We start from the raw sequence: 23,350 nt of genomic DNA, 5'->3' as shown, positions 1-23,350 counted from the left end.
CCCTTCCCGCCGCCGGCGCTTCGTCGCGCTGCGGCACCACTGCGGGCCACCGGCACCGCGTCAGTCCCAACCGCTGACGCAACGTGTTCCGGAGGTTTCCGCTTGGCCCTGCAACTCCATCCCTTCCGCCCCCGGCTGCTGAGCCACCTGCGCGGCTACGGCCGCGCCCAGGCCGTGGCCGACATCGGCGCCGGCCTCACCGTGGGCGTCGTCGCGCTGCCACTGGCCATGGCCTTTGCCATCGCCAGCGGCGTCAAGCCCGAGGCCGGGCTGGTGACCGCCATCATCGCCGGCTTCCTGATCAGCGCCCTGGGCGGTTCCAGCGTGCAGATCGGCGGGCCGGCCGGCGCCTTCATCGTCATCGTCTACGGCATCGTCGAGCGCTACGGGCTGGCCAACCTGCTCATCAGCACCATGCTCGCCGGCGTACTGCTGATCGCGCTCGGCGCGCTCAAGCTCGGCGCCTTGGTGCGCTACGTGCCGGTGTCCATCGTGATCGGCTTCACCAATGGCATCGCGGTGCTCATCGGCCTCAGCCAGGTGAAGGACTTCCTTGGCCTGGACATCGCCAAGATGCCGGCCGACTTCTTCCTGCAGATCGGCACGTTGGCCGGTGCGCTGCACACGATCAACCCGTTGGCGGTGGCCATCGCCGGGGCGAGCCTCGCGGTGGTGGTGCTGTGGCCCAAGTCCTACGCCATGCCCACGGCGCCGGTGGGCCTGATCGCCAGGACGCGGCGACTGGCGGCCCATGTGCCGGGCACCGTGGTGGCACTGGCAGGCGCCACGCTGGCCGTCACGGTGCTGGGGCTGGACGTGGAGACCATCGGCAGCCGCTTCGGCGGCATCCCGCAAAGCCTGCCGGACATCGCCCTGCCGTCGTTCGACTGGCTCACCGTGCAGCAGCTGCTGGTGCCCACGGTGACCATCGCGCTGCTCGGCGCCATCGAGTCGCTGCTGTGCGCGCGCGTGGCCGACACCATGGCCGACATCCCCAAGCACGACCCCAACCAGGAACTGATGGCCCAGGGCGTTGCCAACCTGGCCGCGCCGCTGTGGGGCGGCATCCCGGCCACGGGCACCATCGCGCGCACGGTGACCAACGTGCGCGCCGGCGGCCGCACGCCGGTGGCCGGCATGGTGCACGCCGCGACGCTGCTGACCGTGATGCTGGTGGCCGCACCGCTGGCGATGAACGTGCCGCTGGCGTCGCTGGCCGGCATCCTGATGTTCGTGGCCTGGAACATGGGCGAGTGGCACGAGTTCGTGCGCCTGCGGCGCTTCCACCCGACCTACCGCGCCATCCTGGTCGGCACCTTCGCCACCACCGTGATCTTCGACCTCACGGTGGCGGTGCAGCTGGGCCTGGTGCTGGCCTGCGTGTTCTTCATCTGGCGCATGGGCCAGCTGTTCCGCGTGGAGCCGGCGACGAAGCACCCGCTGCCGCCGGGCGTGGTGGTGTTCGAGCTCTATGGCTCGCTGTTCTTCGGCGCCGTCGGCAAGATCGAGGCCCTGCCGCCCCGCGTGGCCGAGGGCACGCGGGCCGTGGTCCTGGAGATGCACCGGCTGGTGCTGCTGGACAGCTCCGGCCTGGACGCGCTGCAGCAGCTCCACCGGGCGCTGACGAAGCGCGACATCGCCCTGGTGCTGGCGCATGTGAACGAACAGCCGCTGGCATTGGTGCGCAGCAGCGGCTTCGAGGCGGAACTGGGCCCAGAGAACGTGGTGCCGACCGTGGGCGATGCCTTCGGCGGCTTGGACAACCGCTGATCAGCGCTTCAGGTCGGACCCGCGCAGCCCGTCGTCGGCCGCTCGCCAGCGCCTGATGGCGCGCCCGCAATCGGCTTCGGCCACCTGCGACGCGCGAGCCAGCCAGCCGGCAGCAAACAGCACCGCCGGCGTCGGCTGCGGCCAGGCCGCCAAGTGCTCGCGCGCCACCGCCAGGTCGTTCCAGTGGCCCAGGGCCTCCTGCAGCGGGCGCAGGTGCTCGAGCTCGGCGCGCAGCCTGCGTGCCGGCAGCAGCGGCGCGGCGTACTCCAGCAGGTAGCGCAGTCGCTTGAGCTGCTTGCGCAGGCGGTGGCGGTTCACGGTGTCCAGCTCATCCCAATCGGCGGCCAGCCGGCGGGCGCTGCGGCGCCAGCGCTGCAGCTTGTGGCGCACCACGCCATCCCAGGCCTGGTCATCGTCGAAGCCTGCTTCCGGCGGCACCGCCTGCGCCAGCAGGTCCAGCCACAGTGCGGTGGTGGCCGGGCTGGCCAGCGCGGTGGCAGCCGTGTCCTCCACGTCTGGCAGCGGCGGCCTCGGCCAGCCTGCGGCATCAGCGGCAGCCCAGGCCGGCGACAGCGTGTCCCGCATCACGTCGGCATCGCGCCGGCGCCCCAGCGCCGCAAAGAGCGCCCGCAGCGCGTCGTCGCGGGTTGCATCGGCCGGGCCCAGCGCACGCAACACGCTGCGCAGCCGGCGCAACGCCACACGCAACTGGTGCACGTGGTCCGGCGTGGCGGCACCGCCAGTCACCGCTGCTGCATTGGGCAGGCCGTGGGCCAGGGCCGCACCGACCATCGCCGCGCGCGCCACCCCCAGCGGCAGGCCCCGGGCCAGCGCCGGCTCGCGCGCACGCGCCACCGGGCGCGCTGGCATGTCCGTTCCGGCGCCAGCAGCCAGCCACTGTGCCCGCTCGCTCTTGGTGGCCGGGTCCAGCAGCAGGCCGAAGCGGCCCGCCCAGCTGCGCGCCAGCGACCACAGCGCCGCCAGAGGCCCCTGCAGCAGTTCCATTTCCAGTTCGCAGACCGGGGCCCGGCGGTTGCCGGCCACCACCTCGCCGATGTCCAGCGCGAGCTCAATGCGCGCACCGCCGTGGCGCAGCACGCGCCGGATGCGCACGATCTCGGTCGCGTAGACCTGCTGCACCGGCCCGGCACCGGCCAGCGTGTTCGCCAGCAGCCGCCCGGCCAGAGTGCCGGCGTGCAGGCCGACGTCGGCCTTCGGCACCTGGCCATCGGGCACCGGGGCGCAGTCCACCTCGTGTTCGAGCCGGTGGGCCAGGCCGTCACCCGGCCCCTTGAGAGTCTGCACCCAGCGCGCGCCCTCGCGGCGGACGCGCCAGGCCAGACGCGCGGCGGCCAGACGACCGTCGGCAGTGTCCTGGTAGCTGGCGTGCAGGTCGATGCGCTCGGCGCTGCGGGTGGCCACGGCACGTTTCACCGCTGCCAGCCGGCCCGGCGACACCTGGAACTTCAGCTCGATCTCGACCCCCACGGGCTGCTCCCCTGCCGACCTGCGGAACTACAATCGTAGGTTGCCATTTTCGCTCGCCTGCTGCCATGCCGCTGTTCTGGAAGCCCTACACCTCCGACGTCACCCAGTTCATCGACGAACTGAAGGCGAAGAAGCCCACGCTCGAGGCCGAGCAGCGCGCCGGCCGTGCCCGCCTGTGGGACCAGTCCATCGACCGCCAGGCCCAGGCCGAGTACAAGGCCGCGCGCGTACCGCAGAAGGCCTACGTCTACCAGAACGAACCCGTCCAGCGCGGCGGCTGAGCGCCAGGCCGCGCCCATGGACCCGGTGGCTGCCCCGGACCGGGAAGACGGCCCGCGCGCCGAACCCGAGGTCGTCGACCAGGTGGCGGTGGCGCGCCTGTACGGAGAGCCGCTGTTCGCGCTGCCGCAGGACCTGTACATCCCGCCCGATGCGCTGGAGGTCTTCCTCGAGGCCTTCGAAGGCCCGCTGGACCTGCTGCTCTACCTGATCCGCAAGCAGAACTTCAACATCCTCGACATCCCGCTGGCGGACGTGACCCGCCAGTACCTGGACTACGTCGACCAGATCCGGCGCCACAACCTCGAACTCGCCGCCGAATACCTGCTGATGGCGGCGATGCTCATCGAGATCAAGAGCCGCATGCTGCTGCCGCCGAAGAAGAACGAGGACGGCAGCGAACCCGAGGACCCGCGCGCCGAACTGGTGCGCCGCCTGATCGAGTACGAGCAGATCAAGCTCGCCGCCGCGAAGCTGGACACCGTGCCGGTGTTGGGCCGCGACTTCCTGCGCGCCCAGGTGCACGTGGAGCAGAGCCTGCAGCCGCGCTGGCCCGAGGTGAACACCGACGACCTGCGCGCTGCCTGGGCCGACATCCTCCAGCGCGCCCGGCTCAACGCCCACCACACCATCAGCCGCGAGCAGCTCTCGGTGCGCGAGCACATGAGCATCGTGCTGCGCAAGCTGCAGGGCCGGCGCTTCGTCGAGTTCCAGGACCTGTTCGACCCCACACGCGGCGTGCCGGTGCTGGTCGTCACCTTCATCGCGATGCTGGAACTCTCGCGCGAGCACCTGCTGGAGGTGACGCAGGCCGAGGCCTTCGCACCGATCTACGTGCGGCTGGCCTACCAGCCGGCCTGACGACAGGGCGACGCGCCGGGTACTCCCTGGCCTCAAGTTCCGCCGGGCACGGCCGATGAAGGGCCGATGCGCCGCCATTCCGCTCTGCCCGCCCTGCCCAGCCTGCTCGTCGCTGCGCTGCTGGCCGGCTTCCCCGCCCCGCCGCAGGCCGCCAGCACCAGCCGCAACCTCGTCGTGCAACCGGCCGCGCCAGCGGCCACCCAGGGCAAACGCCTGGCCCTGGTCATCGGCAACGCCGCCTACCGTGACGCACCCCTGCAGAACCCGGTCAACGACGCCCGTGCCATGGCGCAGGCACTGCAGGGTGCCGGCTTCGAGGTCATGCTGCACACCGACGCCGACCAGCGCACCATGCTGACGGCCCTGCGCGAGTTCGGCCAGCAACTGCGCGGCGGCGGCACCGGCCTCTTCTACTACGCCGGCCACGGCATGCAGATCAAGGGCCGCAACTACCTGATCCCGGTCGGCGCGGATATCCAGCGCGAGGACGAGGTGGCCTACCAGTCGCTGGACGTGCAGGCGGTGCTGGACAAGATGGACAGCGCCGCCAACGGCACCAACCTCGTGATCCTGGACGCCTGCCGCAACAACCCCTTTGCGCGCAGTTTCCGCTCCAGCACCCAGGGCCTGGCCCCGGTGGACGCACCGGTGGGCACGCTGGTGGCCTTCGCCACCAGCCCGGGCGCTGTGGCCAGCGACGGCGCCAGCGACAACGGCCTGTACACCCGCCACCTGCTGCAGGCCCTGGCCGAACCCGGCCGGAAGGTGGAAGAGGTGTTCAAGCAGGTGCGCACCCAGGTGCGGCGGGACTCCAGCGGCTTGCAGATTCCGTGGGAAAGCACCTCGCTGGAGGGCGACTTCTACTTCCATCCGCCGGTGGCCGCGGCGGTGCCTGCACCGGTGGCCGAGTCCGCCCCACCTGCACCGGACCCACTGGCCGCACTGGACGATGCCCTGTGGGCCACCGTGCGCGACGCCGACGAGGCCGCGGTGGTACAGGCCTACCTCACGCGCTTTCCGCAGGGCCGTCATGCCGCGGATGCGCAGGCCCGGCTGACGGTGCTGCAGGCGGCCACTGTGCCAGCACCTTCACCGGCTGCGCTGTCTACGGCCGAGCTGGCGCCGGCGGTCGCCACCGTACCGGCCAGCGCGGTGCTGGCCCCAACCACAGCGGCATCGCCGCTGCCATTGGTGGATGCTGCAACGGCGTCGCTGCTGGCCGCACCACCCGGGCGCGACGGTGCCGACACCGGCGACACCCTGGCCCGCCTGCAGGCCCTGGCGGCCGCAGAGGGTGCGCGCCCGGCGGCAGGCCCGACCGGTGGCCTGACCGCCGCAGCTCTGCCAGTGCAGCCCCCGGAGCCGGTCGACGTGCCACGTCGAAACATCCATGGTTTCCAGGTCGGCGACTGGTACAACTTCCGCACCGTGGACCGCCTCACCGGCATGACCAGCGGACGCCAGCTCTGGCGCATCACCGGCTTCGCAGACGACGGCGACATCCTGATCGGCGGCGGCGCCGTGCGGCTGACGTCGCTGGGCCTGCCGATCGCCGCCAGCGACCCGGCGCGCGGCACCTGGATGGAGTGGAAGCCGCCGCTCCAGTTGATCGACACCGGCATGCACCTGGGCTACAAGCGCGACGTCAGCGGCGTGCGCGAGCAGCGCGACAGCCAGGGCCGCACCTCGCGCAGCGTCTTCACCGGCACGCTGAAGGTGGCCGGGCGCGAGAACGTGGAGGTGCCGGCCGGCACCTTCGAGGCCTTCCGCATCGAGGTGCGCGCCCAGGGCGACACGCAGCGCGACGACGGTGCCCGCTACACGCTGTGGTGGGACGTGACGCTGTGGTGGGCCCCGGCCTTCGGCATGTGGGTGGCCATGGACCTCGACGAGCGTGTCGACGGCCGCCTGGAGCAGCGCACGCGGCGCGAACTCTGGACCTTCGAGCGCCTGCGCGACACGGCCACCGCCGAGGCACGGCGGTGAAACGGCGCTGGCCGCTGGTCGCGATCGCCGGCATCGTCGTCTCGCTGGCGGCACGCGCGGCCACGGACAGCACCGACGCACCGCGCAGCGACCGTCACGCCCTGATCATCGGCGTGGGCCACTACGTCGCCGACCCCGCGCGGCCGGTGCCGGCACTGGGCGGCGTGGTGCACGACATGGTCAGCGCCCGCGCCATGGCCGAGCGCATGGGCGTGCCGGCCTCGCAGACGCTCGTGCTGCAGGACGACGCTGCCACGCGCCAAGGCGTGCTGCAGGCCCTGCAGACCTTGCGCGCCCGCGTGAAGCCGGGCGACCGCGTCTTCGTCTACTGGTCGGGCCACGGTTCGCGCTACTTCGACACCCAGGCGGGCGCCTGTGTGGAGACGCTGATCCCGCACGACCTGCAGGACTTCTCGCACACCGAGTTCGCCCGCCTGCTCAAGCCGGTGGGCGACATGGCCGGCAAGCTGTTCGTGGTCTACGACGCCTGCCATTCCGGCGGCGCCACGGCGCAGCGCTCGATCGGCCCGTGGCGCGCCAGGAACGCCGGCGTGCCGGCGCAGTGCAGCCTGCCGAGCAACCTGCGCAGCCGCAGCCTGGTCTCGGCCGCCGTCGAGGCGGGGCTGGGCGAGGCCGACGTGGTGCACATCGCCAGCGCGCGGCCCGACGAAGTGAGCTTCGACCACGCCGACCGGGGCGGCCTGGCCACCGTGGCCCTGCGCCAGTGCTTCGAGGGCGATGCACGCGACACCGACGGCAGCGGCGCGGTGTCGGCCGACGAACTGGTGGCCTGCGCGCAGCGCCACGTGGAACAGGCGCTGGCCGGCCAGCCCGGGCTGCTGCCGCACCACCTGACCATCTCCGGCAACCGCGCCTTCGTGCCGGCCGGTTTTCGGGGCAGCGCGCCGCCTGCACCGCCTGCACCGCCCGCACCACCCGCAGCGCCAGACGGGTCGCCACCGTCGCCAGTCGCCATGCCGGTGCCCGTGCCAATGACGGCCCCGGCAATGCTGGCCCAGATCGCCGCCCAGGCCGACAGCCAGCGCCAGGTGAGCGTGCGCGCCGAACGCGCGCAACTGAAGATCGGCAGCGACGCGCTGTCGCTGGCCGTGACCTCGAGCCACGCCGGTTATGTCTACATCGCCATGGCCGGCAGCGACGGCCACACCACGCTGCTGTTCCCGAACGCGCTCGACGGCCAGCACCGCATCGGCGCCGGGCAGACCCTGGTGCTGCCGCGCCCGGCCTGGCGGCTGGTGGCCGGCGGGCCGCCGGGCACCAACCGCCTGCTGGTGGCGGTGACCGACCGGCCGCGCGACCTCGCCCTGCTGGCGGGCGCCCCGGCCGGGCCTTTCACGCAGGCGCAGGACGACGGCGACGGTCGCCGACGCCTGCAGCGCCTGCTGGCCGACACCGCCTTCGGGGCGACCACGCTCGACGTCCACGAAGTGCGGTGAGGCCTCCAAGGCGGGTGGAGCGTGGCGAAACGACGATGGCATTGGTCACCGCGCGTGCCGTCGCCGAGCCGATACGCGTCACGCGGCCCAGCCGATACGATCGGGCGATGAACGCTCCTGCCGACGTCCCGCTCGAACTCCAGCCCCGCGATCTGGAACCCTACCGTCGCGGCAACACCGGCATCGACTGGGTGCACCGCTTCGACAGCGGCCAGCCCGGCCCGCACGTGCTGGTCAATGCGCTGACGCACGGCAACGAGTTCTGCGGCATGGTGGCGGCAACCCACCTGCTGGACGAAGGCATCCGCCCGCGGATCGGCACGTTGACGGTGAGCTTCGCCAACGTCGCGGCCTACCAGAGCTTCGACCCCGCGCGCCCGTTCGACAGCCGGCAGCTGGTGCACAACATGAACCGCATCTGGTCCAGCGCGTGGCTCGACGGCGACGAGGACAGCCCGGAGCTGCGGCGCGCGCGCGAGCTGCGCCCGGTGGTGGCCGCGGCCGACCACATCCTCGACCTCCACTCCACCTCACAGGACGTGCAGCCGTTCTGGGTCTATCCGGCCTACGCCCGCAACGGTGCCGCGGCACGCACCATCGGCCGCCCGGCGGTGCACCTGGTGATGCCGCAGGGCCTGGGTTCGGGCACACCGCTGATCCAGCACGGCGCCCACGGCACCGACGCCCACCACGGCGTGGCCCTGGTGGCCGAATGCGGCCAGCACTTCCGGCGCGAGACCGGAGAACTGGCGGTCGAGGTCACCCTGGACTTCCTGGCCCACTTCGGCCTCATCGAGCGCGAATGGTCGGCCGTGCAGGCACCGACCCGGCGCTTCGAGCTGCTGCAGACCTGGGTGGTGCAGGACCCGTCGTTCCGCTTTGAGCGGCCGCTGGTCGGTTTCGAGACCTTTGACGAGGGCGAACTCATCGCCACCGACGGCACGCGCGAGGTGCGGGCCATGTGCGACCACTGCACGGTGCTGATGCCCACGCGCGAGCCCATCGTCGGCCGCGAAGGCGTCTACCTGGCGCGGCCGATCGACTGACGCCGCCGCGTCACATCTCCAGGTCGATCTGGATCGCTTCGATGCCGGCCTTGGCACAGGCATCGTCGGCATCGCCCCCGGGCGCGCCCGAGACGCCGATGGCACCGTACAGCGAGCCGCCGGCCTGGATCATCATCCCGCCGCCGAACGCGGTGACGCGGTCGACGCCGCGCAGGCCGGACTGCGGCATGCCCGGCCCCGTCACCTTGGTCAACTCGGTGGTGTCGGTCTTGAAGGTCAGCGCGGTCCAGGCCTTGTCGGTGGCCACACCGGGCGCGTGCGGGCCGGCAAAGCGGTCGCGCAGCATCACCAACGGCAGGCCGGCGCGGTCGACCACCGCCACCGCCACCTGGTAACCGGCCTTGCGGCAGGCCTCCAGCGCCGCCTTGGCCGCCTTCTGCGCCGCCTCGGGGGTCATCATGCGCACGCTGTAGGTGGCGTCCTGGGCCGCGGCGGGCTGGGCCGCGAGCAGGCCACACAGCAGCAGGGGCGTCAGGGCAGAAATGCGTCGCATGAGGGTCTCCTTAAATTGATGCGGCTCAAGCCGGGCGGCGCGAGCCTGGGGTGAAATATCAGTCATCACTGATTGTTGAGTGTGACACAGGCATGGACAAGGTCTACAAGGAGATCACCGCGAACGTCTCGCGTTCCCTGGTGAAGCTGCGCGCCGACATTCCGGAGACCACCCGCGGCTTCTCGGCGCTGGCACAGGCCGCCACGAAACCGGGTGCGCTGGACACCAAGACCAAGGAACTGATCGCGATGGCGCTGTCGGTGGCCGCGCGCTGCGACCCCTGCCTGGGCTTCCACGCCGATGCGCTGGTGAAGGCCGGCTGCACGCGCGCCGAGTTCGAGGAGATGCTCGGCATGTGCGTCTACATGGGCGGCGGGCCGGCGCTGATGTACGCCGCCCACGCGCTGGACGCCTACGAGGAGTACGGCGGCCAGTCTGCCGAGGCCGCCGCCGCCGTGCGGACCTCTACTTGACGAGCCGGTTCAGCCGTTCGGCGTCGAAGGTCTCGGTGGTGTGCGCGTCCTGCGGCACGCAGTCGCCGGCCGGCAGTTCGCGCGAACGCGCCGAGAGCTTCTCGATCGCCGCCCACAGCAGCGCGATCTGGTGCTCGTGGCCGGAGGCGTTGTCGATCAGGCCCTTCATGGCCTGCGCCACCGGGTCGTCGCCCTGGGTGACACCGTAGGCCGAGAAGCCCATCTTCGCGGCCGCGGCCTCGCGCTGCGCGTCGCCCTCGGCGTGGATCACGCGCGCCGGATTGCCGACGGCCGTGGCACCCGGCGGTACCGGCTTGACGACCACGGCGTTGGAGCCCACACGGGCGCCGTCGCCCACCGTGAAGCCGCCCAGCACCTGGGCGTTGGCGCCGACGATCACGCCGCGGCCCAGCGTCGGATGGCGCTTGGCGCCCTTCTCCAGCGACGTCCCGCCGAGCGTGACACCCTGGTAGATCGTGCACTCGTCGCCGATCTCGGCCGTCTCGCCCACCACCACCCCCATGCCGTGGTCGATGAACACGCGGCGGCCGATGGTGGCGCCCGGGTGGATCTCGATGCCGGTGAAGAAGCGCGCCAGGTGCGAGATGAAGCGGCCCAGCCAGCGCCAGCCACGCCGCCACGCGGCGTTGGCCCAGCGGTGCATGACCAGCGCGTGCAGGCCCGGATAACAGGTCAGCACCTCCCAGCGCGACCGCGCAGCGGGGTCCCGCTCGAGGATGCAGGCGATGTCGTCTCGGAGGTGCTGGAACATGGCGATCCCAGTGTAGCGACGCTCAGCGATCCTTGCTGACGGCGCCATCAGCGCTGTGGGCACTGTCGGTGCGCACGGCGCCCTCCACGGCCCGCGCGATGCCGCGCAGGATGTGCAGTTCCTCCTCGCGCAGTCCGGCGCGGTTGAGCAGCTGCTGCAGGCGCGGCATCAGCTTCTTCGGTGCCGCCGGGTCCAGGAAGCCGATGCGTTCCAGCACCGCCTGCCAGTGCGCCAGCGCGCCGTCCACGGCCCGCATGTCGGCCACGGCCGGCGGCGCCGTGCGCGGCTCGACCGCAAATGCGCCCAGCGCCTGACGCCACTCGTAGGCGATCAGCTGCACCGCCTGCGCCAGGTTCAGCGAGCCGTAGTCCGGCGCGGTGGGGATGCTCAGGCAGCCGTGGCAGCGCCAGACATCGGCGTTGGCCAGGCCGTGGCGCTCGCCGCCGAAGACGAAGGCCACGCGGCCGCCCTCGGCGGCCAGCCGCGGCGCAAGTACTGCAAAGTGGTCCCGCGGCGCGAACGTCGGCGGCCCGAAGTCGCGTGGCGTCATCGCCGTGGCCAGCGCGTGGGTGATGCCGTCCAGCGCGTCGGACAGCGTGGGCACGACGCGGGCGCGCGTGAGCACGTCGGCCGCGCCGCTGGCGAAGGCCACGGCCTCCTCGTGCGACAGCACGTCGACGAAGCGTGGCGCCACCAGCACCAGGTCGCCGAAGCCCATGACCTTGATCGCGCGCGCGGCCGCGCCCACGTTGCCGGCGTGGCTCGTGTGCATCAGCACGAATCGGGGGCCTTGGATGTCGCGCACGCTCGCTAGAATCAGGGTTTCCGCGGAGCGCATTGTCGCTGCGCGCGCTCTTTTCCCCCGTCGCCGCCCACCTCGTTCCTCCGGTTCACAGGACACCCATGTCGCAATCGCTGCACCCCATGCTCAACATCGCCATCAAGGCCGCGCGTGCCGCCGGGGCGATCATCAACCGGGGCGCGCTGGACCTGGACGTGCTGAAGGTGGGCCGCAAGGGCCCCAACGACTTCGTCTCCGACGTCGACCGCGCGGCCGAGCAGGCCATCATCGACATCCTGCTCGAGGCCTTCCCCAGCCACGGCATCCTGGCCGAGGAAACCGGCCGCGAGCGCGGCAACAAGACCAGCGAGTTCCTCTGGATCATCGATCCGCTGGATGGCACCACCAACTTCCTGCACGGCTTTCCGGTCTACGCGGTGAGCATCGCGCTGCAGCACCGTGGCGTGACGCAGCAGGCGGTGGTCTACGACCCCACGCGCAACGACCTCTTCTACGCCAGCCGCGGCCGCGGCGCCTTCCTCAACGACCGGCGCCTGCGCGTGTCCAAGCGCACGCGGCTGGGCGACGCCCTGGTGGGCACCGGCTTCCCGTTCCGCAAGGGCGACAACTTCAAGCGCTACGTGAAGATGTTCGAGGAGGTCATGCAGTCCTGCGCCGGCCTGCGCCGGCCGGGCGCCGCGGCGCTGGACCTGTGCTACGTGGCCGCGGGCTGGTACGACGGCTTCTTCGAGATGGGCCTGAGCCCCTGGGACGCCGCCGCCGGCGCGCTGATCATCACCGAGGCCGGCGGCCTGGTGGGCAACTTCACCGGCGAATCCGACTACCTCTACCAGCGCGAGCTGGTGGCCGGCAACCCGAAGGTCTACGGCCAGCTGGTGAAGATCCTGGCCCCGTACACGCGGGTGCTGTCGGAGCCGGAAGGCCCGATCGCCACCGCGGCGGCGGCGCTGGCGGCGGCACCGGCGGCCGATGCGGCCACGCAGGCCTTCGTCGACGCCTCTGCAGCCCCGGCACCTGCGCGCAAGACCGTGCGCATCCGCAAGGCGGACGTGACGCCGGACGACGCGGCGCCGTTCTGATCGAACGATCCGACCCCGCCGGTCAGACGGCCGGGCCGAGATCCGGCTGCGCGTCGTCGTCCAGCGGCGGCTCGGCCGTGGCCCGCGCCAGCGCCATCCAGGTGATGAAAGGCAGGCGCATCGGCCGCTTCGGCGCCGGGCGCAGCACCTCGAGTTCCGCCGCGTCGGCCTCCCCGTGCGCCAGCATCACACCGTATTCGGCCGGGATCTCCTCGGCCGTGCCGATGCCGGCCTGCAGCACGTACCAGCACTGGCTGGCGATGGCGCGGTAGGCCTCTCGCTTGGGCGCCTTGCGCAAGTCGCTCAGCAGGTCGGCGCGGCGCACCTTGATCTCGTGCACCACCGGTTCCACGTAGTCCTCCACCGTGGTGTGGCGGATCGAGAAGACGTCGGGCATGGCCATGGCCCAGCCGGCGCGTTCTTCGGCCGTACCCGGTTGTGGCGGCGCGCGCAGCGACAAACCGCGCCAGACCACGCGGCCGCTGCGCTGCATCTCGCGCGCCACGCGGCCCACCAGGGCCTCGTGGCGGTCGCGGGCCCGGCGGTTCCGCTGCACCGCCGCGGCGATCAGGGCCAGGCCGGCGTCCGTGAGGCGCAGCGTCTCGCGGCCCGCGTCGTCGCGGCTGCGCTGCAACGCGCCGGCCAGCAGCAGCTCGGCCTCCACCACGTCGTGGCAGGGCCAGCCGGCGGAGCGCCACAGCGCGCGCAGGCGGCGTTCGTGCACCGCGCCCAGGCGGGGCGCGGGCGGCGTCGTTTCGGGCACGGCAGCCATGCCCTGCAGGTTAGCCGGCTTCGGCCCACAATGGCCCGATGAGCGACACCTCCGACTACACCCCGCCCGCCGTCTGGACCCCGCCCGAAGCCAACGGCGGCCAGTTTGCCAACATCAACCGGCCCACATCCGGCGCCACGCACGAGCGCGAGCTGCCAGTCGGCCGCCACCCGCTGCAGCTGTACTCGCTGGCCACGCCCAATGGCGTCAAGGTCACGGTGATGCTGGAGGAACTGCTGGCCCTGGGCCACACCGGTGCCGAATACGACGCCTGGCCGATCCGCATCGGCGACGGTGACCAGTTCGGCAGCGGCTTCGTCGCCGTCAACCCCAACAGCAAGATCCCCGCGCTGCTGGACCGCAGCGGGCCGCAGCCGATCCGCGTGTTCGAATCGGGCGCCATCCTGCTCTACCTCGCCGAGAAGTTCGGCGCCCTGCTGCCCAGCGAGCCGGCGGCGCGCGCCGAGTGCCTGTCGTGGCTGTTCTGGCAGATGGGCAGCGCGCCCTACCTGGGCGGCGGCTTCGGCCACTTCTACGCCTACGCGCCGGCCAAGTGGCGCTACCCCATCGACCGCTTCGCGATGGAGGTCAAGCGCCAGATGGACGTGCTGGACAAGCGCCTGGCGCAGACGCCCTACATCGCCGGCGAGCACTACACCATCGCCGACATCGCGATCTGGCCCTGGTACGGCGCGCTGGCCAAGGGGCTGATCTACGGCGCCGGCGAGTTCCTGCAGGTGCACACCTACACGCACCTGGTGGCCTGGGCCGACCGCATCGCGGCGCGCCCCGCGGCGCAGCGCGGGCGCATGGTCAACCGCCTGAACGGCCCGCTGGAGCACCAGCTGCACGAGCGCCACGACGCCAGCGACTTCGATCTGCGCACGCAGGACAAGATGGCCGCGGCAGCGGTGGCAGGGGGCAAGCCAGCATGATCACGCTCTACGACTGCGCCACCGCACCCAGCCCGCGCCGCGCGCGCATCCTGCTGGCCGAGAAGGGCATCGCGCACACCACCGTGCCCGTCGACCTGCGCGCCGGCGAGCAGTTCTCCGAGAGCTTCCGCGCCGTGAACCCGCAGTGCACGGTGCCGGCGCTGGTCACCGACGAGGGCGTGGTGCTGACCGACAACGCCGCCATCATTGCCTGGGCGGAAGCCTTCCAGCCCGAGCCGCCGCTGCTGGGCCGCACGCCGCTGGAGAAGGCCGAGGTGGCGCACTGGCACTGGCGCGCCGAGTTCGAGGGCCTGATGGCCGTGGCCGAGGCGCTGCGCAACACCTCGCCGGCGATGGCGGGCCGTGCCCTGCCGGGCCCGGTGGACTACGCGCAGATCCCGGCGCTGGCCGAACGCGGCCTACAGCGGCTGCAGCGGTTCATGGCGGCGCTGGACGCGCGCCTGGCCGATCGCGCCTACGTGGCCGGCGGTTTCTTCAGCGTGGCCGACATCACCGCGGTGGTGGCGGTGGACTTCGCGCGCATCGTCAAGGTCAAGCCCGACGAGGCACGCCACCCGCACCTGCTGCGCTGGCGTGCAGCGCTGGCGGCCCGGCCCTCGATGGCAGGCTGAGCCGCGCTGCACGGCCGCGCGGTTGGCCACGGTCAGGCGCATCGTGACGGAGTTGGCGGTTAGGGCCACACGCACCACATCCGCGCATCAGGAAGCACCGCAATGGGCCAAAGGCGCTGGGCGTGGGGCGCATCGCGCCCCTCGCCGCGGCGGGGCCACCGCCGGGATGCACCACCGCTGGAGTGCCCGATGAAATCCACCACCCTGATGGCCGCCGCGCTGTGCGCCGTGCTCGCCACCCCCTCAGCCAGGCCGCCGCCACCAAGGACGAGGCCATCGCCATGGTCAAGAGCGGCATCGCCTTCCTCAAGGCCAATGGCACCGAGAAGGGCTACACCGAGATCAGCAACAAGGAAGGCCAGTTCCGCAAGGACGACCTCTACCTGGTCGTGTACGGCCTGGACTGCAAGTGCCTGGCGCACGGGGCCAACGCCAAGCAGGTCGGCAAGGACCTGATCGACCTGACCGACATCGACGGCAAGTACTTCGTCAAGGAGCGCGTGGCGCTGGCCAAGGCCAACCCCGGCGGCTTCTGGCAGGACTACAAGTTCTCCAACCCGGTGTCCAAGAAGATCGAACCGAAGAGCATGTACTGCGAGAAGTTTGGCGAGACTGCCGTCTGCGGCGGCGTCTACAAGTAAGCGTTTCCCGGCCCCGGACAGAGAAGGCTCGCCATGAAGCTCGGCGCCCGTTTGCTCCTGCCACCGCTGGTGGCTTCCGTGGTGGCGCTGGTGAGTGCCGGCGCCTACGTGGCGATCGACAACCAGGCGATCGCCTCGGCACGCGAAGCCAGCACCGCCGCGGTGGCCACGGTCGAGACCGTCGGGCAGACACGCACGGCGCTGAGCCAGGCGCGCGGTGACGTGTTCCGCACGCTGACGCTGATCGCGTCGATGGAAGAGGCCGAGGTCCAGCAGGTCCGCGACGCTGTCGTCCAGTCGATCGACGCTGTCGGCACTACGCTGGCCACGCTCGACGGCACACCCGATGCCGAGCGAGAAGCCCTGGGCGCGCTGCTGACCACCTATGCGCAGCAGTGCAAGAAGGCCATCGACCTGTCCGGCATGGACCCCAACGTCGGTGCCGGCGCCATGCGTGCCGCCGAGGACACCTACGGCAAGATCGTCGCCACCCTGGCGGCCCTGAGCGAACAGGCGCAGGCGGGCGCGTCAGTCCATGACACCGAGGCCGCGGCCCGGCGCACGACGATGGAAGCGGGCTTCGGGGCACTGCTGCTGCTGGCCATGGGCGGCGCCATGGGCTTCGCCTGGCACACCCGCCAGCGGGTCGTCGGCCAGGTGCGCCGCGCTGCGGCCGTCACCGAGGCCGTGGCCGGGGGCAACCTGAGCGTGCAGTCCGGTGCGACCGATCCGGACGAGATCGGCGACTTGATGCGCGCCATGGACCGCATGGTGCAGGACCTGCGCGCGTCGCTACTGACCGTGCGCCAGGCCTCCGACCACATTGCCACGGCGTCCAGCGAGATCGCCGCGGGCAACCAGGACCTCTCCAGCCGCACCGAGCAGACCGCCAGCAGCCTGCAGCAGACGGCTTCCAGCATCGAGCAGCTCACCGGCAACGTCGGCACCACCGCCGACAGCGCGCAGACCGCCAACCAGCTGGCCGGCAGCGCCGCCGAGGTGGCGCAGCGCGGTGGTCAGATGGTGTCCGAGGTCGTGGCCACGATGGAGGAGATCCGCAGCGCCAGCGGCCGCATCGCCGACATCATCTCGGTGATCGACGGCATCGCCTTCCAGACCAACATCCTGGCCCTGAACGCCGCGGTCGAGGCCGCCCGCGCCGGGGAACAGGGCCGCGGTTTTGCCGTGGTCGCCTCCGAGGTCCGGTCGCTGGCCGGCCGCAGTGCCGAAGCCGCCCGCGAGATCAAGCAGCTGATCCAGGCCAGCGTGGAGAAGGTGGAGGACGGCCACCGCCGTGTCGACGAGGCCGGCCGCACGATGCAGGAGATCGTGGCCAGCGTGCAGCGCGTCAGCAGCGTGATCGGCGAGATCAGTGGTGCGGCCAGCGAGCAGCGCACCGGCATCGGCGAGGTCAACACGGCCGTGAGCGACCTGGACCGCATGACACAGCAGAACGCGGCACTCGTCGAGCAGTCGGCAGCCGCGGCCGAGAGTCTCAGGGCCCAGGCGCAGCAGCTCGGTGGCGTCGTGGCGCGGTTCCGGATCGACGCCACCGCGTGAGGCGGCGCCTGGCGTCTACCAGCCGTTGACGCGGTCCCAGACGGCGGTCACCTCGTGGCCGCCGTCGACGACGTTGTAGCGCTCGTAGGCCGCCGCCGTGAAGCAGCTGTGGTTGGGCAGGATACGCAGCCGGCGTCCGGGCGGGAAGGCGGCCATGTCGAGCGTGGCGCCCTGCCGTGACGTCACGGTGCCGATCTCCTGGCTGGCCGCGCTGACGATGAGGTCGCCGATCGGGATGCCATCCTCGTCGCACACCAGGCCGTAGCCGGCGTCGAACGCGTGCCCGGCGGTCGAGCGGTCCTTGCTCAGGGCCAGGCCGCCGGCATCGACGAAGAACCGGTTCAGCGCCGGCTGGCGGCCCGTGACCTGCGTGAGCACGCTCAGCGCGATGTCGTCCACCGCGCAGGCGCCGAGGCCGGCCTGGAACAGGTCCTGGAACGGGTAGACACCGGCCCGGCTCTCGCTGAGCCCGTCGAGTGAACGCGCGAAGAAGGTGCCGGGGCTGGAGCCGTAGCTGACCATGTCGCAGGGCAGCCCCTCGCGATGCAACAGGTCGCGCGCGGCGACGCCGCCGGCGCGGATGCGCTCGGCCAGCGCGGCGATGGCGTCGGTGTCCGGCGCGTCGTAGCTGGCGCCGGCGTAGACCATGATCCCGCGCAGTGCCAGCGACGGCGCCGCATTGATGGCCCGCGCCATCGCCGGGAAGGCCGGGTCGCCGGCGGCGATGCCGCTGCGATGGTGGTCCACGTCGACGTCGATCACCAGCGGCAGCACGATGCCTTCGGCGGCAGCGCGCGCGGCGTAGGCCGGCACCGCGTCGGCATCGTGCGCCACGCACAGGACGGTGGTGCCGCCGCGCACCAGCGCCGCGATGCGCCCGATCTTGTCGGCCGCCAGCGGCACGGCGTAGAACTGATCGTGCAGGCCATGGCGGGCGAAGTACTCCGCCTCGGCCAGCGTGGACACCGTGATGCCGCGCGCCTGGCGCGCCATCAGCAGGCGTGCCACGTCGATGCTCTTGGGCGTCTTCAGATGGGGTCGGAGCCAGATGCCGAGTTCGGCGCAGCGGTCGGCCATGCGGTCGATGTTGCGCTGCAGGCGCGGTCGGTCGAGTACCAGGCTGGGGGTGGGCAGGTCGTGCAGGGCGGGCATCCGGACTCCCGGGCTGGATCCATGAAACGGGGTAGGCCGCCATTGTCGCGGCGACGGCCGTCGAGAGCGGGATGCCGCCCCACCCGCCCCGCCACGGGTTTTCTCTGTCGCCGAGCGGCACGCCAGCATCCAGAATTTCAGTCGGACAATCCGTCTGAAATCAGCAACCTGTGCCGCCGGACAACCGCCCCGGTGGTTGATCCGGGTTGACGCAGGTCAGTCAAATCATCTTAAATCTCGTTATTCGAGATTATGAAAACACATCCATGGAGACAGCAGCCGCTTGTCGTGGCGGTCAAGGCCCCGCTGACGTGCGTTGGGCGTGACGCGCCGGGTTCGCCGGTGAAGCCATGACCCTGCTGGCCACACTCCACCGCTCGACCGAGCGCGTCGCCCACGCCCTGGCGCTGGTCGGCCTCGCCGGCCTGCTGGTCCTGTCGCTGCTGGTCGTGGCCGACATCGCCCTGCGGGCGCTGGTGGACTACCCGTTGCAGGGCGTCAACGACGTCTATGCCGTGCTGATGGCCGTCGTGATCGCGGCCTGCATGCCCAATGCACTGCTCACCAAGCAAAACATCGCCATCGAAGTGCTGGGCGAGACGCTGGGCGGACGGCTGCGCATCGGCCTGGACTGCTTCGCCAGCGCCGCCACGCTGTTGTTCTTCGTACTGCTGACCTGGCGCTTCGTGCCCTATGCCGAGTCGATCACGGCGTCCGGGCAGAAGACCTGGGTGCTGAAGTGGCCGGTCGGGCCCTGGTGGTGGGCTGCGACGGCCCTGTTCTGCGTGGCTGTGCTGACGCAGGCGATGGTGGCCCTGACCGACATCACCCGGCTGATCTGGCCTGACCGTTCCCCCATCGGCCCGGCTGCGGCCGTGGATGGCGACGAAGCCGACGGAGCGCTCTGACCATGGACCCGATCACGATCGCGGCGCTCGGTTTCGGCCTCATGCTGGTGCTGATCTTCCTGCACGTGCCCATCGGCATCGCGATGGCCTTCGTCGGCGTGGGCGGCTTTGCCATGGTGGCCGACTGGGCGCCGGCGCTGTCGCTGCTGGCCTCCGAACCCGCGGCCACGCTGACCAACCTGGACCTCGCCGTCATCCCGCTGTTCATGCTGATGGGCAACCTGGCGGCCTCGGCCGGGTTGGCCAACGACATCTACAACATCGCGCACGCCTTCTTCGGCCACCGGCGCGGCGGCCTGGCCACGGCCACGGTGCTGGGCTGCGGCGGCTTCGGGGCGGTGTGCGGTTCCGGCATTGCCACCACCGCCACGTTCGGCCGCGTGGCACTGCCGGAGATGCTGGAGCGCGGTTATGCGCCGAGCCTGGCCTCCGGTGCCGTGGCCGCCGGGGGCACGCTGGGCATCATCGTGCCGCCGTCGGCCATCATGGTGCTCTACGCCATCCTGACCGAGCAGTTCGTCGTCGACCTGTTCACGGCGGCGGTGGTGCCCGCAGTGCTGGCAGTGGCCCTGTATGCCGCAGCCGTCTGGCTCACGGTGACCTTGAACCCCGGTGCGGCCACCGGCTTCCAGCGCCTCGGTGTGCGCGAGAGGCTGCACGCGCTCCGCAAGGGCTGGGGCGTGGTGCTGCTGGCGGTGGTGGTGCTCGGCGGCATCTACGCCGGCGTGTTCACGGTCAACGAGGCCGCGGCCGTCGGCGTCGTGATCTCGTTCGTCTTCCTGATGGCGCGCAAGGGCCTGGCCTGGAAGACGCTGGCTTCGGTGCTGGTGTCGGCGGCCACGTCCACCGCAATGATCTACGTGATGGTCTTCGGCGCGACCATCTTCTCGTACTTCATGACCGTCACCGACGCTCCGGCGATGCTGGTGCAGGTGATCGGCGACACCGGCCTGCCGGCTTTCGGCATCATCGCCCTGCTGCTGCTGCTGTACGTGGTGCTGGGCGCCTTCTTCGACGAAGTGGCGGCCATGATCATCACGCTGCCGTTCGTGATCCCCATCATCCAGCACCTGGGCTACGACCTGGTCTGGTGGGGGATCATCAACGTGATCGTCATCGAGATCGGCATGATCATGCCGCCCATCGGCATCAACGTCATGGTGCTCAACGGGATGCGCCGCGACATCCCGCTGCAGACGATCTACAAGGGCATCCTGCCTTTCCTGGCGGCCGACGTCGTGCGCCTGGCGGTGCTCGTGGCCTTCCCCACCCTGACCCTGTGGCTGCCTTCGGTGCTGAAGTGACGGCCTGCCCTGACCTCTCCCACCGTCCGCCGGATCGTGCCCTTGGCAGGGCCGCGACCGCGCGCCGTTTTCAAACCCCACGTCACCCAGACACACCCAGGAGACCCACGATGTCCGTACGCCCGTTTTCCGGTCTGACCCGCCTTGCCGGCCTTGCCCTGACGCTCGGCCTGCTGAGTTCCGTGGCCTCGGCCACCGAACTGCGCTTCTCGTCCTTCGAGCCGCCGGTGGCGTTCCTGACCAAGAACGTCTTCCCCGAGTGGGGCCGCCGCGTGGCCGAGGCCACCAACAACGAAGTGACCGTCAAGATGTTCCCCGGCGGCACCCTGGGCCGCTCGCCCGCGCAGCAGCTGCAGCTGGTGGCCGACGGCGTGGCCGACGTGGCCTTCATCGTCGCCGGCTACAACCCCGGCGTGTTCCCCGGTGTCACGGTGGGCGAACTGCCTTACACCGTCACCTCCGCCAAGGCCGGCTCGGTGGCCTTGTGGAAGATGTACGAGCAGGGCCTGCTGGACGGCGATTTCGCCAAGTACAAGATCATCGGCCTGTTCACCACGTCGCCGCAGGGCGTGGCCTCCAAGGGCAAGATCGCCAGCCCGGCCGACATGAAGGGCAAGAAGTTCCGCGCCTCGTCACCGAACCTGCTGACGGCCATCGAGAAGATGGGCGCCGTGGCCGTTGGTGGCATCACGGCCGCCAACCTGGCCGAGAGCGTGTCGCGCGGCGTCATCGACGGCTCGTTCAACGAGTGGAACGCGATCAAGTCCTTCCGCCTGATGGAGACGGTGGACCACGTGCTGGAAGTGCCGATGGGCACGTCGCCGCTGATGGTGGTGATGAACAAGGCCAAGTACGACGGCCTGTCCGCCGCGGCCAAGGCCGGCATCGACAAGGTCTCCGGCGCTGCGTTCTCCGCCTACTTCGGTGAGCAGTTCGACGAACAGAACGCCGCCGCTCGCGCCGAGGCCGTCAAGGCCGGCAAGATCACGATCACCACGCCCGATGCGGCCACGGTGGAGGCCTGGCGTGCCGCCACCCGCCCGGCCATCGACGGCTGGCTGGCCGCAGACCCCAAGCGCGCCAAGCTGCTCGAGGCCTACAACGCTGCGATGAAATGAGGTCCGCGGGCGGGCGGCGAAGGCCACCCGCCCCGCAAAGCCGTGGTGCACGGCGCGGCATGCGCCGTGTGCTGCGGCACCCGACGGGCGAACGTGCCCGTTCGACGCTGGGGCGTCAGCCCCGCTCGGCGTCCTGCAACTGCCGCCAGAGGACCTTGCCGGTGCCCGACTTGGGCAACGCTGCCACGAACTCGACGATGCGCGGCACCTTGTACGCCGCCATGTGCTCGCGCGCCCAGTCCGAGATCTCGGCCGCTGCCGGTGCATCGGCCAAGCCCTGGCGCAGGACGATGAAGGCCTTCACGGTCTCGCCACGGTGCGCGTCAGGCGCCCCCACGACACAGGCTTCCTGCACCGCCGGGTGACGGAACAGCATCGCCTCGACCTCCGCCGGCCACACCTTGTAGCCCGACGCATTGATCATGCGCTTGAGCCGGTCGGCCAGGTGGAAGTAGCCGTCGGCATCGACCCGGCCGATGTCGCCGGTGCGGAAGAAGCGCCGTCCATCGAGCTCGACGAAAGCCTGCGCCGTTGCCTCGGGATTGCGCCAGTAGCCGCTGAACAAGGATGGGCAATCCGTGACCAGTTCACCGTGCTCACCCGGCGGTAGTTCGACGGCAGGGCCGTCGGTGGCAATGACGCGGGTGTCGACGCCGAAGGTTGGCACCCCGAGGCACTGGCGCCGCTCGGCGCCAGGCGGGTTGAGGTGGATGGCCCCGGCCACTTCGGTCAGGCCCCAGCCCTCCTGGTACTCCAGGCCGGTCAGCGTGTGCAGCCGCGCCGCCACCGCGGCAGGCATGGCCGTGCCGCCACCGCCGGTGTAGGCCAGACTCTGCAGCGCGCCTGCCTGCAGGCCGGGCAGGGCCAGCAGGTCCGTCACCATCGTGGGCACGTTGGTCCAGTGCGTCACCTGGTGCCGGCCGATGAGTTCGGCGGCGGCTCCGCGATCCCAGCGCGGCAGCAGCACGATGCTGGCGCCGCAGTACAAGGGCACGTGCATCGACGCCACCATGCCGGTGACGTGGAAGAACGGTGCCGTGGCCAGCGCGACCGCGTCAGGCGTCCAGCGGTTCCAGGCCACCAGGCAGGCAGCGGCGGCCTGCAGCGCCCGGTGGCTCAGCATGCAACCCTTGGGCTGGCCGGTGGTGCCCGACGTGTAGGCCAGCACCGCCAGGTCCTCGCCGCCGACGTCGGCCGCGGCCATGCAGGCCGGCTGCGGCGCAGGCGCATCGGCCACGATGTCCTCCAGCCATGCCCGACCCGGTGCGTCCAGCGGCAGCCGCGGTGCCGCCAGCCCGTCGGGCGGCTCGGGCACCGGTGATGTCGGCAGGTCGGCCCCGTATCGCGCCAGCATCACCGCCGTCAGAAGTCCCTCGGACTGCAATGGCGAAAGGCGCTCCCACAGGTCCTGTGCCACCACGGCCACCCGAGCGCCACTGTCCTGCACGACCCAGCGCAACTCGCCGGCCAGGTTCATCGGGTTCACCGGCACGGCGACGGCCCCCAGGCGCAGCACGGCGTAGCAGGCGACGATGAATGCCGGGCTGTTCTGCAGGAAGAGCACGACACGGTCACCGCGCTGCACGCCGCACGACCCGGCCAGATGCGCCGCCAGCCAGTCGACGCGCCGGTTCAGTTCGGCATAGGTGAAGTCCCGGCCAAAGAAGCGGACGGCCACCTTGTGCGGGTATCGGCGCGCGCTGACGGCGAGGTTGTCGGCGACACCGGTGGCCGGCACGCTGCAATGCCTCGGTAGACCGACTGGCCAGGGGCCGTGTGGCCTCGCAACGGCGCCGCCCAC

General features: G+C 71.2%; 22 protein-coding genes. 15 read left to right on the top strand and 7 right to left on the bottom strand.

Features of this window, described 5'->3' with window-relative positions; translation table 11 throughout:
- The first annotated feature begins 102 nt into the window (after positions 1-102).
- The gene (locus tag ENE75_RS14295) at positions 103-1,770 is read left to right on the top strand and encodes a SulP family inorganic anion transporter (protein WP_375138494.1); all 1,668 of its coding nucleotides are present in this window, start codon (positions 103-105) and stop codon (positions 1,768-1,770) included.
- Here ENE75_RS14295 and ENE75_RS14290 read toward each other — a convergent pair whose 3' ends face one another.
- Positions 1,771-3,258 carry a CYTH and CHAD domain-containing protein gene (locus ENE75_RS14290; protein ID WP_128198987.1) on the bottom strand — a complete coding sequence of 496 codons (1,488 nt, stop codon included), beginning with the start codon at positions 3,256-3,258 and terminating at the stop codon, positions 1,771-1,773.
- A gap of 65 nt (positions 3,259-3,323) precedes the next feature.
- Here ENE75_RS14290 and ENE75_RS14285 point away from each other — a divergent pair, with 65 nt between their 5' ends.
- The 5 genes from ENE75_RS14285 (at position 3,324) to ENE75_RS14260 (ending at position 8,887) form a co-directional block, all read left to right on the top strand.
- Positions 3,324-3,539, top strand: a complete 216-nt coding sequence (locus ENE75_RS14285; protein WP_128198986.1) for a DUF3460 family protein — start codon at positions 3,324-3,326, stop codon at positions 3,537-3,539.
- Positions 3,540-3,555: 16 nt separating this feature from the next.
- Positions 3,556-4,398: a segregation and condensation protein A gene (locus ENE75_RS14280; RefSeq protein ID WP_128198985.1), complete on the top strand. Its 843-nt coding sequence runs from the start codon at positions 3,556-3,558 to the stop codon at positions 4,396-4,398.
- A 66-nt stretch (positions 4,399-4,464) separates the two neighbouring features.
- A complete protein-coding gene (locus ENE75_RS14275) occupies positions 4,465-6,384 on the top strand; it encodes a caspase family protein (protein WP_128198984.1) in 1,920 nt (639 codons plus the stop codon).
- Positions 6,381-7,841 carry a caspase family protein gene (locus tag ENE75_RS24865; RefSeq protein ID WP_158288951.1) on the top strand — a complete coding sequence of 487 codons (1,461 nt, stop codon included), beginning with the start codon at positions 6,381-6,383 and terminating at the stop codon, positions 7,839-7,841. The genes ENE75_RS14275 and ENE75_RS24865 overlap by 4 nt, the downstream gene beginning before the upstream one ends.
- Positions 7,842-7,948: 107 nt before the next feature.
- A complete protein-coding gene (locus ENE75_RS14260; RefSeq protein WP_128198983.1) occupies positions 7,949-8,887 on the top strand; it encodes a M14 family metallopeptidase in 939 nt (312 codons plus the stop codon).
- A gap of 10 nt (positions 8,888-8,897) precedes the next feature.
- Here ENE75_RS14260 and ENE75_RS14255 read toward each other — a convergent pair whose 3' ends face one another.
- The gene (locus ENE75_RS14255) at positions 8,898-9,401 is read right to left on the bottom strand and encodes a GlcG/HbpS family heme-binding protein (protein ID WP_128198982.1); all 504 of its coding nucleotides are present in this window, start codon (positions 9,399-9,401) and stop codon (positions 8,898-8,900) included.
- A gap of 92 nt (positions 9,402-9,493) precedes the next feature.
- Between ENE75_RS14255 and ENE75_RS14250 the strand changes: the two genes are divergently transcribed.
- Positions 9,494-9,874 carry a carboxymuconolactone decarboxylase family protein gene (locus tag ENE75_RS14250; RefSeq protein ID WP_128198981.1) on the top strand — a complete coding sequence of 127 codons (381 nt, stop codon included), beginning with the start codon at positions 9,494-9,496 and terminating at the stop codon, positions 9,872-9,874.
- Here the strand turns inward: ENE75_RS14250 and cysE are convergent.
- Together cysE and ENE75_RS14240 are read right to left on the bottom strand one after the other, a co-directional pair.
- The gene (gene cysE / locus ENE75_RS14245) at positions 9,867-10,646 is read right to left on the bottom strand and encodes a serine O-acetyltransferase (protein ID WP_128198980.1); all 780 of its coding nucleotides are present in this window, start codon (positions 10,644-10,646) and stop codon (positions 9,867-9,869) included. The genes ENE75_RS14250 and cysE overlap by 8 nt on opposite strands.
- Positions 10,647-10,668: 22 nt before the next feature.
- Entirely contained in the window at positions 10,669-11,418 is a 750-nt protein-coding gene (locus ENE75_RS14240; protein ID WP_128198979.1) for an RNA methyltransferase, read from the bottom strand.
- Positions 11,419-11,549: 131 nt separating this feature from the next.
- Here ENE75_RS14240 and ENE75_RS14235 point away from each other — a divergent pair, with 131 nt between their 5' ends.
- Entirely contained in the window at positions 11,550-12,527 is a 978-nt protein-coding gene (locus ENE75_RS14235; protein WP_128198978.1) for an inositol monophosphatase family protein, read from the top strand.
- 22 nt (positions 12,528-12,549) lie between these two features.
- On the opposite strand, the gene ENE75_RS14230 is transcribed toward ENE75_RS14235, so the two are convergent.
- Entirely contained in the window at positions 12,550-13,299 is a 750-nt protein-coding gene (locus tag ENE75_RS14230; RefSeq protein ID WP_128198977.1) for a hypothetical protein, read from the bottom strand.
- Positions 13,300-13,337: 38 nt separating this feature from the next.
- Here ENE75_RS14230 and yghU point away from each other — a divergent pair, with 38 nt between their 5' ends.
- The 4 genes from yghU to ENE75_RS25725 all read left to right on the top strand — a co-directional run bounded on the left by yghU (position 13,338) and on the right by ENE75_RS25725 (position 17,067).
- Positions 13,338-14,234 (top strand): glutathione-dependent disulfide-bond oxidoreductase, encoded by an 897-nt coding sequence (gene yghU, locus ENE75_RS14225; RefSeq protein WP_128198976.1) that lies wholly within the window; start codon positions 13,338-13,340, stop codon positions 14,232-14,234.
- Positions 14,231-14,866, top strand: a complete 636-nt coding sequence (locus tag ENE75_RS14220) for a glutathione S-transferase family protein (protein WP_128198975.1) — start codon at positions 14,231-14,233, stop codon at positions 14,864-14,866. The genes yghU and ENE75_RS14220 overlap by 4 nt, the downstream gene beginning before the upstream one ends.
- 221 nt (positions 14,867-15,087) lie before the next feature.
- Positions 15,088-15,507, top strand: coding sequence for a cache domain-containing protein (locus ENE75_RS14215; protein ID WP_199232304.1), 420 nt, complete (start codon positions 15,088-15,090; stop codon positions 15,505-15,507).
- A 33-nt stretch (positions 15,508-15,540) separates the two neighbouring features.
- Entirely contained in the window at positions 15,541-17,067 is a 1,527-nt protein-coding gene (locus ENE75_RS25725) for a methyl-accepting chemotaxis protein (RefSeq protein ID WP_128198974.1), read from the top strand.
- 15 nt (positions 17,068-17,082) lie between these two features.
- On the opposite strand, the gene ENE75_RS14205 is transcribed toward ENE75_RS25725, so the two are convergent.
- Positions 17,083-18,219, bottom strand: a complete 1,137-nt coding sequence (locus tag ENE75_RS14205; protein ID WP_158288950.1) for an alanine racemase — start codon at positions 18,217-18,219, stop codon at positions 17,083-17,085.
- Positions 18,220-18,569: 350 nt separating this feature from the next.
- On the opposite strand from ENE75_RS14205, the gene ENE75_RS14200 reads away from it, so the two are divergent.
- The 3 genes from ENE75_RS14200 to ENE75_RS14190 all read left to right on the top strand — a co-directional run bounded on the left by ENE75_RS14200 (position 18,570) and on the right by ENE75_RS14190 (position 21,549).
- Positions 18,570-19,127, top strand: coding sequence for a TRAP transporter small permease (locus ENE75_RS14200; protein ID WP_128198972.1), 558 nt, complete (start codon positions 18,570-18,572; stop codon positions 19,125-19,127).
- A gap of 2 nt (positions 19,128-19,129) precedes the next feature.
- The gene (locus tag ENE75_RS14195) at positions 19,130-20,431 is read left to right on the top strand and encodes a TRAP transporter large permease (RefSeq protein WP_128198971.1); all 1,302 of its coding nucleotides are present in this window, start codon (positions 19,130-19,132) and stop codon (positions 20,429-20,431) included.
- 110 nt (positions 20,432-20,541) lie between these two features.
- Positions 20,542-21,549 (top strand): TRAP transporter substrate-binding protein, encoded by a 1,008-nt coding sequence (locus ENE75_RS14190; protein WP_128198970.1) that lies wholly within the window; start codon positions 20,542-20,544, stop codon positions 21,547-21,549.
- 115 nt (positions 21,550-21,664) lie between these two features.
- Here the strand turns inward: ENE75_RS14190 and ENE75_RS14185 are convergent, their stop codons facing one another.
- Positions 21,665-23,350, bottom strand: a complete 1,686-nt coding sequence (locus ENE75_RS14185) for a long-chain-fatty-acid--CoA ligase (RefSeq protein ID WP_128198969.1) — start codon at positions 23,348-23,350, stop codon at positions 21,665-21,667.

Origin of the sequence: Rubrivivax albus (genome assembly GCF_004016515.1) — a bacterium.
GTDB classification, from domain to species: Bacteria; Pseudomonadota; Gammaproteobacteria; order Burkholderiales; family Burkholderiaceae_C; genus Rubrivivax; species Rubrivivax albus.
The sequence above is the reverse complement of the archived record's forward strand: the minus strand, read 5'-3'. Positions and strand labels throughout refer to the sequence as shown.

Coding starts and splice junctions, on each gene's coding strand:
- ENE75_RS14285 (WP_128198986.1), top strand. CDS start 3,324: ATGCCGCTGTTCTGGAAGCCCTACACCTCCGACGTCACCCAGTTCATC.
- ENE75_RS14280 (WP_128198985.1), top strand. CDS start 3,556: ATGGACCCGGTGGCTGCCCCGGACCGGGAAGACGGCCCGCGCGCCGAA.
- ENE75_RS14275 (WP_128198984.1), top strand. CDS start 4,465: ATGCGCCGCCATTCCGCTCTGCCCGCCCTGCCCAGCCTGCTCGTCGCT.
- ENE75_RS14260 (WP_128198983.1), top strand. CDS start 7,949: ATGAACGCTCCTGCCGACGTCCCGCTCGAACTCCAGCCCCGCGATCTG.
- ENE75_RS14255 (WP_128198982.1), bottom strand. CDS start 9,401: ATGCGACGCATTTCTGCCCTGACGCCCCTGCTGCTGTGTGGCCTGCTC.
- ENE75_RS14250 (WP_128198981.1), top strand. CDS start 9,494: ATGGACAAGGTCTACAAGGAGATCACCGCGAACGTCTCGCGTTCCCTG.
- cysE (WP_128198980.1), bottom strand. CDS start 10,646: ATGTTCCAGCACCTCCGAGACGACATCGCCTGCATCCTCGAGCGGGAC.
- ENE75_RS14240 (WP_128198979.1), bottom strand. CDS start 11,418: ATGCACACGAGCCACGCCGGCAACGTGGGCGCGGCCGCGCGCGCGATC.
- ENE75_RS14235 (WP_128198978.1), top strand. CDS start 11,550: ATGTCGCAATCGCTGCACCCCATGCTCAACATCGCCATCAAGGCCGCG.
- ENE75_RS14230 (WP_128198977.1), bottom strand. CDS start 13,299: ATGGCTGCCGTGCCCGAAACGACGCCGCCCGCGCCCCGCCTGGGCGCG.
- yghU (WP_128198976.1), top strand. CDS start 13,338: ATGAGCGACACCTCCGACTACACCCCGCCCGCCGTCTGGACCCCGCCC.
- ENE75_RS14220 (WP_128198975.1), top strand. CDS start 14,231: ATGATCACGCTCTACGACTGCGCCACCGCACCCAGCCCGCGCCGCGCG.
- ENE75_RS25725 (WP_128198974.1), top strand. CDS start 15,541: ATGAAGCTCGGCGCCCGTTTGCTCCTGCCACCGCTGGTGGCTTCCGTG.
- ENE75_RS14205 (WP_158288950.1), bottom strand. CDS start 18,219: ATGCCCGCCCTGCACGACCTGCCCACCCCCAGCCTGGTACTCGACCGA.
- ENE75_RS14200 (WP_128198972.1), top strand. CDS start 18,570: ATGACCCTGCTGGCCACACTCCACCGCTCGACCGAGCGCGTCGCCCAC.
- ENE75_RS14195 (WP_128198971.1), top strand. CDS start 19,130: ATGGACCCGATCACGATCGCGGCGCTCGGTTTCGGCCTCATGCTGGTG.
- ENE75_RS14190 (WP_128198970.1), top strand. CDS start 20,542: ATGTCCGTACGCCCGTTTTCCGGTCTGACCCGCCTTGCCGGCCTTGCC.